This window comes from Micromonospora marina (genome assembly GCF_900091565.1).
In the GTDB taxonomy this organism is placed as follows: domain Bacteria; phylum Actinomycetota; class Actinomycetes; order Mycobacteriales; family Micromonosporaceae; genus Micromonospora; species Micromonospora marina.
The window spans coordinates 126512-139093 of record NZ_FMCV01000019.1; the positions used below are offsets into that span (position 1 = coordinate 126512).

A 12582-nucleotide genomic window follows, 5' to 3' on the forward strand; every position below is an offset into this window, starting at 1 on the left:
CGCTGCGGTGCCCCCGGGTGCCGGGACGGAGGCCAACCGGAAGGTCTACACCGTGCTTTACGCAGCAGCGAGTGGCGGGGGAGCCGGCAGTCTGACGCCGATCCTCATGATCGCTCTGCTTTTCGTCGTCATGTACTTCATGATGATCCGTCCGCAGCAGAAGCGCCGCCGCGAGGCGGAGCAGATGCAGTCCGCCCTCGCCCCGGGCGACGAGGTGGTCACCATCGGCGGCCTGCACGGCACCGTCACCGCGGTCGAGGACGAGACGGTCCTGCTGGAGGTCGCCCCGGGCGTGCAGACCCGGTACGCCCGTCCCGCCGTCGCGCGGGTGATCAAGCGCGCCGAGGCGCCGGCGGCCGAGACGATCACCGAGGAAGCCGAGCCGGTCAAGGAGTGACCACCCGTCCCGGACGGGGCAGCGGATTCATCAGCACAAGTGGATAGTTGGGGTCGGCGCGCGGCGCCGGCATCCGGCCGGGCCGTGCGGCGCCCCCGCGCCGCGCTCCAGCCGGCGTGCCGTCCTCCGGTGCCGACCTGCCGGAGCAGTCGGGCGGACACCCCCGGCCCGACAGTTGTCGCCGCCGTGGAAACGGCGCGACCGTACAGGGAGACAGGACAGCCGTGGCACCACCTCAGGGACAGATGCGGCCCGGACGGCAGCTCGCCGTGCTCGGGCTCATCTTCGTCGTCCTCTATCTTTTGGTGTTCTTCTCGGGCGGCGCCAGCGGCGGCTGGAAGGACCGGTTGGAGCCCCGGCTCGGCCTGGACCTCGTCGGCGGCACCCGGCTGACGCTCGAGGCCACCAACACCGTGGACGGCAGGCCCCCGACCGCCGACAACCTCGAGGAGGCCCGCCAGATCATCGAGAGCCGGGTCAACGCCTACGGCGTGGCCGAGGCCGAGGTGGTCACCGAGGGCAACCGCAACATCGTCATCTCCCTGCCCGGCCAGAACCGGGATCTGACGGACGTCGGTGAGGCTGCCGAGCTGCGCTTCCGCAAGGTGCTCAAGGCCACCGACGGCAGCGGTGCCGCGGCCGCGCCCGCGCCGACCCCGAGCGCCACCCCGTCCGGTACCGCCAGCCCGGCGCCGTCGGACAGCCCCAAGGTCAGCGCGTCGCCGAGTGCGGGCGGACAGGGCGGCATGGCTCCGGCGTCCCCCTCGGCCTCGCCGAGCGCCAGCGCCCCCGCGTCCCCGTCCGCCTCGCCGAGCGCCAGCGCCGAGCCGGTGCCGCAGAGCATCGAGCAGCAGCGCAAGGCCGTCGAGCAGAAGGTCGGCGCGGCCGCCTGGACCGCCGCCTCGGGCCTGCAGGCCCCGGCGGACCTGACCGCCGACCCGTCGCTGGCCGACAAGCTCAAGCCGTTCGGCACGCTCTCCCCGCAGGAGGTCGCGGTCCTGCCGGTGGAGATGCAGTTCAACGTCCCGACCATCACCTGCGCCCAGCTCGACAAGCGGCCCGCCGCCTCGATCAAGGACGAGAAGCAGAAGGCGGTGGCCTGCGAGACCGGCGCGAAGTACCTGCTGGACGTGGCCAAGGTGCTCGGCACCGACGTCAAGAACGCCTCCGCGCAGCTCGACCAGACCAGCTCCTGGGTGGTCAGCCTCAACTTCACCGGTGACGGCCAGGAGAAGTGGACCGCGCTGACCCGCGAGGCGTTCAACAACGAGGGCCAGGCCTGCGACCAGACCGCGCTCGGCCGGGACGGCAAGTGCCGGGTCGCCGTGGTGCTGGACAACGAGATCGTCTCGTCCCCGGAGATCCAGGGCGTGTTGACCGGTGACTCGCAGATCACCGGCAGCTTCGACAACAAGGCCGCGAACGCACTCGCCAGCCAGCTCCGCTACGGCGCGCTGCCGGTGACGTTCGAGCCGCAGGAGCAGCAGAACGTGACCGCCACGCTCGGCGACAGCCACCTCAAGGCGGGTCTGCTGGCCGCCGGCATCGGCATGCTGCTGGTCATCATCTACTCGTTCTTCTACTACCGGCTGCTCGGCTCGGTCATCTTCCTGAGCCTGGTGCTCTCCGCACTGCTCGTCTTCGGCGCGCTGGTGGTGCTCGGCCGGTCGATCGGCTTCACGCTCACGCTCGCCGGCATCGCCGGCATGATCGTTTCGCTGGGCGTCGCGGCGGACTCGTTCGTCATCTACTTCGAACGGTTGAAGGACGAGATCCGGGAGGGCCGCAGCCCACGGAGCGCGGTGCCGCGCGCCTGGATCCGGGCCCGCCGGACGATCATCTCGGCCAACGCGATCACGCTGATGTCGGCAGTGGTGCTCTACATCGTGTCGGTCGGCGCGGTGAAGGGCTTCGCCTTCGCGCTCGGCCTGGCCACAGTGCTGGACCTGGTCGTCGTGTTCCTCTTCCGCCACCCGATCATGACGATGTTCGCCCGCACCCGGGCGTTCCTGTCGCCGCGGGTCAGCGGTCTGGGCCGGGCGCTGCCGGCCCGGTCGGCCGAGCCGGGCACCGCCCGCAACCCGCGTGTGAAGGAGGCCTGAGATGGCTAAGAGTGGTCTGGCCGCCCGGCTCTACCGGGGCGAGGCGGATCTCAACATCGTCGGCCGCCGCAACCTGTGGTTCGGCGTGGCGGGCGTGCTCGTGGTGGTCGCCGTGCTGAGCTTCGCGATCAGCGGCTTCAAGCTGGGCATCGAGTTCGCCGGCGGCAACTCGTTCCAGGTGCCGGCCAGCGTCGGCACGCTGGATCGGGCCGAACAGGTCGTCGACGAGGTGCTGGCCGACGAGGCGGCCGGCGTCGAGGTGGTCAGCGCGCAGAAGGTCGGCGGCACCAGCGGCGAGTTCTACGAGATGCGTACCGGGCAGCTCTCCGCCGAGCAGGCCAACGCGGCCAAGACGGCGATGGCGCAGGAGTTCGGCATCCCGGCCGACCAGATCAGCGGCAGTCAGGTCTCCGAGGCGTGGGGCAGTCAGGTCACCTCGCGGGCGCTGCTCGGCCTGCTGATCTTCATCGCGGTGGTGTCGATCTACCTGGTGCTGCGCTTCGAGTGGCGGATGGCGGTCGCCGCGATCGTCTCGCTGCTGACCAACCTCGTCCTGACCGCCGGTATCTACTCGCTCATCGGCTTCGAGGTCACCCCGTCGACGATCATCGGCTTCCTCACCATCCTGGGCTTCGCGCTCTACGACGTGGTGGTGGTCTTCGACAAGGTGCAGGAGAACACGCGCGGCATCACCGCGAACAACAACATGACCTACGGCGAGGCGTCCAACCTGGCGCTCAACCAGAGCCTCATGCGTTCGCTGAACACCTCGGTGGTGGCGCTGCTGCCGGTCGGCGGTCTGCTCTTCATCGGTGCCGGCCTGCTCGGCGCGGGCACGCTGAAGGACCTGGGCCTGGTGCTGTTCGTCGGTATGGCGGTGGCGTTCCTGACCTCGATCATGCTGGCCACGCCGCTGCTGGTGCTGCTGAAGAACATGGACCCGCGGATCAGCGCGCACAACAAGCGGGTGCTGTCCCGCCGGGCCGCGATCGCCCGGGGCGAGATCACCCCGAAGGGCCCGCGTGCCGCCGCTCCGGCCGCCGACGCGCCGATCGACCCGGAGTCGGCAGCGCTCGCCGGCGCCGCCCCCAAGGTCGGCGCCCGGCCGGCCGGCAAGCGCCCCAGCGGCGCCCGCGGCGGCCGTCCCGCCGGGGGCGGCGGCAACCGGCCCGGCGGCAAGCGCCGCTGACCGCAGGGCCGGACGGAATCGATCCGACGGCGTCCGTCATGCTGATGTCACGGCATGACGGACGCCGTCGTCGTTTCGAGAGGACATGGGACGAACCGTGACGGAGACCCACACCACCGCGGTACGGGGAGACAGCGGCCCGGAGGTCGCCCAGCTCGTCGCCAGCCGGTTGCTGGACGTGCCGGACTTCCCCAAGCCGGGTGTCGTGTTCAAGGACCTGATGCCGCTGTTCGCCGACGGTGTGGCGTTCCGGGCGGTGATCGACGGCATCATCGCGTACCACGGGCGGGACTCGTTCGACACGGTCGCCGGCATCGAGGCGCGCGGGTTCGTGCTGGCGGCGGCGGTCGCGTACGCGACCGGCGTCGGTGTGGTGCCGGTGCGCAAGGCGGGCAAGCTGCCCCGGGCCACCCACTCGGCCTCCTACGCCCTGGAGTACGGCGAGGCGACGCTGGAGGTGCACCAGGACGCCTTCACCGCCGGCCACCGGGTGCTGGTGCTCGACGACGTGCTCGCCACCGGCGGGACCGCCGAGGCCACGCTCGACCTGGTGGAACGGGCCGGTGGGACGGTGGCCGGGTTCACCGTGCTGCTGGAGCTGGGCTTCCTGGCCGGCCGTCAGCGGCTGGCCCAGCGCCCGGTGCATGCCCTGTTGACCGTTTGACCAGGCCGGCCCGTCGGGCCGGTCGGCGCGGACCGTCCGGGGGAGCGGTGGCGTACCCTGCGTACGGGTAGCATTGCCCTTTGCCCGACCCGGCCGAGCTGTCCGGGGCGGCGAAGGCGCCGGGGCCCGGCCCCGGCGACCGCGTGGAACAAGACCGGCCCCCGGGCCGGTTGAACCAGACGTCGGCCGGACGGCCGGCGCATCCCGGCGAGCGGTGAGGAGGCCGGTGTCCCACGATGTCGTCCCTCCGGTGGAGGGCACGGTGCACCCGACAGGCGACGCGGACGGCTCGGTGACCGAGCGCAGCGGCAACCCGCCGGTCCGGGCGACCGGTGCCACCGGCGGCGTGTCCGACGCGACGGCCGACGGCGGGGCGGTCGTGGTGCCGTTCCCGACCGAGGGCAACGAAGCCACGCCCGGTAGCGGTTTCGCCCTCTCCAACGCGCCCACCGGCCGGCGGGTACGCGCCCGGCTGGCCCGGTTCAACGCGCCCTGGCAGACCTCGCAGGTCAGCGAGGTGCTGGAGCCGCTGATCGCGACGCACCGGGAGAACCACCCCAAGGCCGACGCGCGGCTGCTCCAGCGCGCCTTCGACACGGCCGCGCGGTGGCACTCCGGGCAGTACCGCAAGTCCGGCGACCCCTACATCACGCACCCCCTCGCCGTGGCGACCATCCTGGCGAACCTGGGCATGGACACCACCACGCTGGTCGCGGCGCTGCTGCACGACACCATCGAGGACACGGAGTACACGCTCGACCAGATGCGTGGTGACTTCGGCGGTGAGGTCGCGCTGCTGGTCGACGGTGTCACCAAGCTCGACAAGGTCAAGCTCGGCGACGCGGCCAAGGCCGAGACCATCCGCAAGATGGTCGTGGCGATGGCGAAGGACCCACGCGTCCTGGTGATCAAGCTGGCCGACCGGCTGCACAACATGCGGACCCTCACCTTCCTGCCCCGCCCCAAGCAGGAGCAGAAGGCCAAGGAGACGCTGGAGATCCTGGCTCCGCTGGCGCACCGCCTCGGTATGAACACGATCAAGTGGGAGTTGGAGGATCTCGCCTTCGGCACGCTGTTCCCGAAGCGGTTCGAGGAGATCAACCGGCTGATCGGGGAGCACCAGCCGCAGCGGGAGGCGCTGCTGCGCCAGGTGACCCGGAAGGTGTCCACCGACCTGAAGGCCGCCAAGATCAAGGCGGAGACCACCGGGCGGCCGAAGCACCTCTACTCGATCTACCAGAAGATGATCGTGCGGGGGCGCGACTTCAACGACATCTACGACCTGGTGGGTGTGCGGATCCTGGTCGACACGGTGCGCGACTGCTACGCGGCGCTGGGGGTCATCCACGCCAACTGGCAGCCGGTGCCGGGCCGGTTCAAGGACTACATCGCCATGCCCAAGTTCAACATGTACCAGTCGTTGCACACGACTGTCATCGGGCCCACCGGCAAGCCGGTGGAGATGCAGATCCGCACGTACGCGATGCACCGCACCGCCGAGTTCGGCATCGCCGCGCACTGGAAGTACAAGGAACACAAGGGCACTCCGGTGGTGGGCCCGCCGGCGCACATCGACGAGATGACGTGGCTGCGGCAGCTGCTGGACTGGCAGCGTGAGGCGGCCGACCCGAGCGAGTTCCTGGACGCGCTGCGGTTCGACCTGTCCAGCCAGGAGGTGTACGTCTTCACGCCCAAGGGCGACGTCATCCCGCTGCCGACCGGGTCGACGCCCGTGGACTTCGCGTACGCGGTGCACACCGAGGTCGGGCACAAGTGCATCGGGGCGCGGGTCAACGGCAAGCTGGTGCCGCTGGAGTCGACGCTCTCAAACGGCGACGTGATCGAGATCTTCACGTCGAAGTCCGACACGGCCGGGCCGACGCAGGACTGGCTGGGTTTCGTCAAGAGCCCGCGGGCGCGTACGAAGATCCGCCAGTACTTCAACAAGGAGCGGCGCGAGGAGGCGATCGAGGCCGGCAAGGACGCGATCGTCAAGGCGATGCGCAAGCAGGGCATGCCGTTGCAGCGGATGCTCACCTCGGACGCGCTGATGGCGATCGCCCGGGACCTGCACCTGGCCGACGTGGCCTCGCTGTACGCGGCGGTCGGCGACAGCCAGGTGTCCGCGCAGTCTGTGGTGCAGAAGCTGATGGCGTCCTACGGCGGCGAGGAGGGGGCGGCGGAGGACATCGCCGAGACCGCCGTCGCCACCCGGCCGCCGCGCAGCCGGCAGAGCAGCGCCGACCCGGGCGTGGTGGTCCGCGGCGTCAGCGACGTCTGGATCAAGCTGGCCCGCTGCTGCACGCCGGTACCGCCGGACTCGGTGTTCGGGTTCGTCACCCGCTCCGGCGGGGTGAGCGTGCACCGGGACGACTGCGCCAACGCCGAGGACCTGCGCGCCCAGCCGGAGCGGGTGGTCGAGGTGAGCTGGAAGCTCACCTCCGCCTCCACGTTCCTGGTCGCCATCCAGGTCGAGGCGCTGGACCGGCACAAGTTGCTCGCCGACGTGACCAGGGTGCTGTCCGAGGAGCGGGTGAACATCCTCTCCGCGACAGTCACCACCACCCGGGACCGGGTGGCGGTCAGCCGGTTCAGCTTCGAGATGGCCGACCCGAAGCACCTCGGGCACCTGCTGGCCGCGGTCCGGAAGGTCGACGGCGTGTTCGACGCGTACCGGGTCACCTCGGGGGCCTGAGGCGCCACGCACGCGAGAGCGCCCGCCGGCTGCGATCAGCCGGCGGGCGCTTCGTCGTCGTACGGGTGGATCAGCCGCCCTCGACCGGGCTCATCGTCACCTTCGTCATGGTGATCTCCTTCTTCGGGTGACCACCGCCGGCCTGCTGGGCGAACGCACCGTCGTCACCCGCCTTGGCCACGTCCTTGACGATGTCCATGCCACCGGTGATGGTGCCCAGCACCGTGTAGTTCGGGTCGAGCGGCGAGTCGCCGTACACGATGAAGAACTGGCTGCCGGTGCTGCCCGGCTGGCTGGAGTTGGCCATCGCGATGACACCCTCCGGGTACGGCGGGCGCTTGTCGGTCGGCAGGTTCTCCTCGGCCAGGTTGTACGACGGCCCGCCGGTGCCGTCGGTGTCCCGCCAGCCCGTGCCGGTGGCGCTCGGGTCGCCGCACTGGAGCACCTTGATGCCCTCGGTGACCAGCCGGTGGCACTTGGTGTTGTCGAAGAAGCCCTTACTCGCCAGGTGCGTGAAGCTGCCGGCGGTGCAGGGCACCTTGGCGCGGTCGATCTTGGCGGTGATCGGACCCAGGTTGGTGTCGATGGTCATCGTCTGGGTGCCCTTGCCGGCCTGCTGGGCCGGCGGCAGGCCGACGTCCTTGATCTGCGGCGGCCGGCCCTCCTTGGGCACCTCCGTGTACGCGCACTGGACGGCCCCGGCGGCGGCGGTCGTGCCGTCCTGCTCGTCGTCGTCGCCGAGCGCGGCGACGAGCCAGACCGTGCCGGCCACGACGAGCACCAGCACCGCCGCGGCCCCGACGATCGCCTGGGTCTGCCGGCGCTTGCGGGCCCGGCCGGCCCGTTCCGCCATCTCCCGCTCGAGCTTGGCCCGCGCCGCCGCGCGCTGGCGGTCTCTGGTGGACGTCACGGTCACTCCTCACCTGCTGCGTATGGGGTCGGCGCGCGTCGCCGCCGGGTCAGCCGACGGCCCGCCGCCTGCTCGCCTGTGTTCTCAGCCCGCGCTGGCGCTGGGCGACGGCGCGGGACTGTCGGCCGGAGCCGCGCCGGGCTCGCCGACGGTGACGCTCTGGACCAGCACCTGCGTCTTCGGCTTGACCTTGGCGCCGTTGCCATTGTCCACCGTCGGCAGGGCGCCGATCTTCTCCACCACGTCGAGCCCGCCGGTGACCTTGCCGACCACCGAGTAGGCCGGCTTGGCCGGGCTGGCGTCCTTGAAGAAGATCAGGAACTGGCTGGCGTTGCTGCCGGGCGGGTTGCCGATCATGGCGACCGTGCCCTTCGGATACGTCGCCGGCTGCCCGGGCGCCGGCGAGGCCGACGGGCTCGGCTCCGGCGCGGCCGGGACGTTCTCGTCGTAGAACGAGTAGGTCGGGCCGCCGAGGCCGGTGCCGGTCGGGTCACCGCAGCGCAGCGCGCCCTCGGCGGTGATCTCGTGGCAGGTGGTGTTGTCGAAGAACGACCGGCCGGCCAGGTAGCTCAGGCTCGCCGCGCCGCACGGCGCGTCGGTCTGGTCCAGCTCGACCGTGATCGGACCGCCCTGGTTGGTGGTGATCGTCATCGGGCGGGTGCCCGAGGTCGGCAGGCCCGTGGTGGGCGGCTCGCCGACGTCCTTCAGGTTGGTGTTGACGGCGCCGTCCTCAGCGGCCCAGAGGCAGACGTCCTCGGCGGCAGTCTTCTCCGGCTCGGAGTCGAACGCGCCGAGTGCCCAGGCGGAGCCGGCCACGATCAGCACGAGCACCACCGCGGCGCCCACGCCGGCCCGGATCTGCCGGCGGCGCTTCGCGGCCGCCGCCCGCCGGGCAAGCTGCCGGTCGAGCTTGGCGCGCGCCAGTTTGCGCTGCCGGTCCCTGCTGGAAGCCACGCGCGCTCCCCTTCCTCTGCCTGATCGCCGCCGGCGCCGGGCGCCGTCCGCCGTTCCGATCGGGGTGCGCCACGCCACACGCCCGCCAGAGTGTACGGGTACCGACTGTGAATGTGGTGTACGAGGTCCCGCCGTCTCGGTGCGGCCGGGCGGACGGGGGCGGTGGCGGACGGAACTCGCTGGCCTTTACGACTAGGCTGCAGGCAGACGACGACCGGACGGAAAGGGGAGCGACGTGCTCGTGGCCGGCTTTCCCGCGGACGCCTTCGGCACCAACTGCTACGTGGTGGCGACCGGGCCGGGGGAGCAGTGCGTGGTGGTCGACCCCGGCATCGGGGTGCTCGACCGGCTCGACGCCGTGCTCGCCGAGCACCGCCTGCACCCGGCCGCCGTGCTGCTCACCCACGGCCACCTGGACCACACGTTCTCCGTCGCCCCGGTCTGCGGCGCGCGGGGCATCCCCGCCTACGTCCACCCGGACGACCGGGAACTGCTGGCCGACCCGAGCAAGGCGCTGTCGATGGACCTGACCGAGCTGTTCGGCGGCCGGCTGCCGTACGCCGAGCCGGACGACGTGGCCGAGCTGACCGACGGCGCGACGCTGTCGCTCGCCGGGTTGGAGATCACCGTCGACCACGCCCCCGGCCATACCGGCGGGTCGGTGCTGTTCCGGCTGCCCGGCGCCGGCTCGCCCTGGGAGGCGGAGCAGATCTGCCTCTCCGGTGACGTGCTGTTCGCCGGCTCGATCGGCCGCACCGACCTGCCGGGCGGCAGCATGCCCCGGATGCTGTCCAGCCTGCGGGACAAGGTGCTCCCGCTGGCCGACGACACGGTCGTCCTGCCCGGCCACGGCCCCGCGACCACGATCGGCCGCGAGCGCGCGACCAACCCGTACCTCGTCGAGGTGGCGGGCACCGGCGGCGCGCGCCCGGCCGCGCCCACCCGAGGCCTCTAGACCTCACCCGCGCCCGCGCGGGTTCTCAAGGAGTACGCCATGAGCAAGCCCACGCCCATCTCCGGTTTCCCCGAGTGGACGCCGGCACAGCGGATGATCGAGCAGTTCGTGCTCGACCGGATCCGCGCGACGTTCGAGTTGTACGGTTTCGCGCCGCTCGAGACACGCTCGGTCGAGCCGCTGGACCAGTTGCTGCGCAAGGGGGAGACCTCCAAGGAGGTCTACCTACTGCGCCGGTTGCAGGCCGACGCCGACGGCCCGTCCGGCGACGATGCGCTCGGGCTGCACTTCGACCTGACTGTGCCGTTCGCCCGGTACGTGCTGGAGAACGCCGGCAAGCTGCAGTTCCCGTTCCGCCGCTACCAGATCCAGAAGGTGTGGCGCGGTGAGCGCCCGCAGGAGGGCCGCTACCGGGAGTTCCTCCAGGCCGACATCGACATCGTCGACCGGGACACCCTGCCGGCCCACTTCGAGGCCGAGATGCCGCTGGTCATCGGTGACGCGCTGCGGTCGCTGCCGATCCCGCCGGTGCGTATCCAGGTCAACAACCGCAAGATCTGCGAGGGCTTCTACCGGGGCATCGGGCTCACCGACGCCGAGGCGGCGCTGCGCGCCGTCGACAAGCTCGACAAGATCGGCCCGGCCGGGGTGACGGAACTGCTGGCGAGCACCGCCGGGGCGAGCGAGGCGCAGGCCAAGGCCGTGCTGTCGCTGGCCGAGATCTCCGCGCCTGATGCCTCCTTCGCCGACGCGGTGCGCGGCCTCGGGGTGAGCGACCCGCTGCTGGACGAGGGCGTCGCGGAGCTGACCGCCGTGGTGGAGACCGCCGCCGCGCACGCGCCCGGCCTCTGCGTGGCCGACCTGCGCATCGCGCGGGGCCTGGACTACTACACGGGTACGGTCTACGAGACGCAGATGATCGGCTACGAGCGGTTCGGCTCGATCTGCTCCGGCGGCCGGTACGACAACCTGGCCAGCTCGGGCAACGTCCGGTTCCCGGGGGTGGGCATCTCGATCGGGGTGACCCGGTTGCTCGGCCTGTTGTTCGGCGCCGAGGCGCTGTCGGTGTCCCGCTCGGTGCCGACCTGCGTGCTGGTGGCGGTCTCCGCCGAGGAGGACCGGGCGGCCAGCGACGCGGTCGCGGCGGCGCTGCGGTCGCGGGGTGTGCCGACCGAGGTGTCCCCGTCGGCGGCCAAGTTCGGCAAGCAGATCCGGTACGCCGAGCGGCGTGGCATTCCGTACGTCTGGTTCCCGGGCGCGGACGGCGACGAGGTCAAGGACATCCGTTCCGGCGAGCAGGTGCCCGCCGCGGCGGGGGAGTGGACGCCGCCCCGGGCGGACCTGAAGCCGCTGGTCGGCCCGGCCGGCACTGGCGTCTGAGGACGTTTCGACCTACGGTGGCGTAAGTTACGCCACCGTAGGGAGAACGTCGTGACCGTGCTCAGCCAGACCGCTCTGCTCACCGAACTCGAGCCGGTGGTCGAGAAGAACCTCGACCGCCACCTGTCGCTGGCCAAGGAGTGGTTCCCGCACGAGTACGTGCCGTGGAGCGAGGGCCGCACCTTCGACGGCCCGCTGGGCGGCGAGGCCTGGTCGCCGGGGGACTCGACGCTGCCCGAGGTGGCCCGGACCGCGCTGATCGTCAACCTGCTCACCGAGGACAACCTGCCCTCGTACCACCATGAGATCGCTACCCTGTTCGGGCGTGACGGCGCATGGGGCACCTGGGTGCACCGGTGGACCGCGGAGGAGGGGCGGCACGGCACCGCGATCCGCGACTACCTGACGGTGACCCGGGCGGTGGACCCGGTGGCGCTGGAACGGGCCCGCATGGTGCACATGTCGGCGGGCTACCAGAACACGCACGACCAGGAGATGCTGCACTCGCTGGCGTACGTGTCGTTCCAGGAGTTGGCGACGCGCATCTCGCACCGCAACACCGGCCGCGCGACCGGCGACCCGGCGTGCGAGGCGCTGCTGGCCCGGGTCGCGGCGGACGAGAACCTGCACATGGTCTTCTACCGCAACCTGCTCGGCGCGGCGTTCGAGCTGGCGCCGAGCCAGGCCATGCGGGCGGTCGCCGACGTGCTCGCCGACTTCCAGATGCCGGGTGTGGGCATCGACGGCTTCGCCCGCAAGTCGGTGGCGATCGCGCTGGCCGGCATCTACGACCTGCGCCAGCACCGCGACGAGGTGGTGATGCCGGTGCTGCGCCAGTGGAACCTGTTCGACGTGACCGGCCTGAATGCCGACGGCGAGACCGCCCGCGACCAGATCGCCGCCCACCTGGACACCCTGGAGACCCAGGCCTCCCGCTTCGAGGAGCGCCGGGCCGCCCGCGCGGCCCGCGTATCAACCCGCACCGCCTGACTCCCGCCCTCTCCCGCGCGATCTGACCGGTAAATGACCTGTACCACGGTGGGTTTTGGGCGCGCGGGGGTGGCCCGGCGTCGGTGGGTCGACGCGGGTGGGGTTGGGGTGTGGGGTGTCAGGTGGCGGGTTGCAGGGTGACGGTGTGGCCGAGGGATTCGAGTTGTCGGACGAGGCTGTTGGTCCTGCGGGTGGTGTTGATCCGGCGGTCGTGGAAGTCGGCGCCGAGGTCGTGGTAGCGGGCCGTCGGGTCAGCGAGTAGGTGCCAGATGATCACGAGGATGGACCGGGCGACGGCGACCAGGGCCTTGCGCTTGCCCCGGCGTGTGACCAGACGTCGGTACCG

The 12582-nt window shown here is 71.4% G+C and carries 10 protein-coding genes and 1 pseudogene; 8 read left to right on the forward strand and 3 right to left on the reverse strand.

Annotated elements, in window-relative coordinates:
* The first annotated feature begins 52 nt into the window (after positions 1-52).
* From yajC to GA0070215_RS20730, 5 genes are all read left to right on the forward strand, one after another.
* On the forward strand, positions 53-397 hold the full coding sequence (gene yajC, locus GA0070215_RS20710; RefSeq protein WP_036345294.1) for a preprotein translocase subunit YajC: 345 nt from the start codon (positions 53-55) through the stop codon (positions 395-397).
* Between the two features lie 224 nt (positions 398-621).
* A complete protein-coding gene (gene secD / locus GA0070215_RS20715; RefSeq protein WP_208600386.1) occupies positions 622-2499 on the forward strand; it encodes a protein translocase subunit SecD in 1878 nt (625 codons plus the stop codon).
* A gap of 1 nt (position 2500) precedes the next feature.
* Positions 2501-3688, forward strand: a complete 1188-nt coding sequence (gene secF, locus GA0070215_RS20720) for a protein translocase subunit SecF (protein ID WP_091048754.1) — start codon at positions 2501-2503, stop codon at positions 3686-3688.
* Positions 3689-3785: 97 nt separating this feature from the next.
* Positions 3786-4352 carry an adenine phosphoribosyltransferase gene (locus GA0070215_RS20725; protein WP_091048757.1) on the forward strand — a complete coding sequence of 189 codons (567 nt, stop codon included), beginning with the start codon at positions 3786-3788 and terminating at the stop codon, positions 4350-4352.
* 226 nt (positions 4353-4578) lie between these two features.
* Entirely contained in the window at positions 4579-7047 is a 2469-nt protein-coding gene (locus GA0070215_RS20730; RefSeq protein WP_026267793.1) for a RelA/SpoT family protein, read from the forward strand.
* 70 nt (positions 7048-7117) lie between these two features.
* Here the strand turns inward: GA0070215_RS20730 and GA0070215_RS20735 are convergent, their stop codons facing one another.
* Complete coding sequence (locus GA0070215_RS20735) at positions 7118-7957, reverse strand: peptidylprolyl isomerase (protein ID WP_026267794.1); 840 nt, start codon at positions 7955-7957, stop codon at positions 7118-7120.
* Positions 7958-8041: 84 nt separating this feature from the next.
* The gene (locus tag GA0070215_RS20740) at positions 8042-8911 is read right to left on the reverse strand and encodes a peptidylprolyl isomerase (protein ID WP_018785043.1); all 870 of its coding nucleotides are present in this window, start codon (positions 8909-8911) and stop codon (positions 8042-8044) included.
* A 235-nt stretch (positions 8912-9146) separates the two neighbouring features.
* Between GA0070215_RS20740 and GA0070215_RS20745 the strand changes: the two genes are divergently transcribed.
* The 3 genes from GA0070215_RS20745 to GA0070215_RS20755 are packed head-to-tail and all read left to right on the forward strand — an operon-like array spanning position 9147 to position 12236.
* A complete protein-coding gene (locus tag GA0070215_RS20745) occupies positions 9147-9866 on the forward strand; it encodes an MBL fold metallo-hydrolase (RefSeq protein WP_091048760.1) in 720 nt (239 codons plus the stop codon).
* A 39-nt stretch (positions 9867-9905) separates the two neighbouring features.
* On the forward strand, positions 9906-11246 hold the full coding sequence (gene hisS / locus GA0070215_RS20750; RefSeq protein ID WP_026267795.1) for a histidine--tRNA ligase: 1341 nt from the start codon (positions 9906-9908) through the stop codon (positions 11244-11246).
* A gap of 51 nt (positions 11247-11297) precedes the next feature.
* Entirely contained in the window at positions 11298-12236 is a 939-nt protein-coding gene (locus GA0070215_RS20755; protein ID WP_091048763.1) for an acyl-ACP desaturase, read from the forward strand.
* Between the two features lie 118 nt (positions 12237-12354).
* On the opposite strand, the pseudogene GA0070215_RS20760 reads toward GA0070215_RS20755, so the two are convergent.
* Positions 12355-12582 (reverse strand): annotated as a pseudogene (locus GA0070215_RS20760) (IS110 family RNA-guided transposase); the annotation flags it as partial.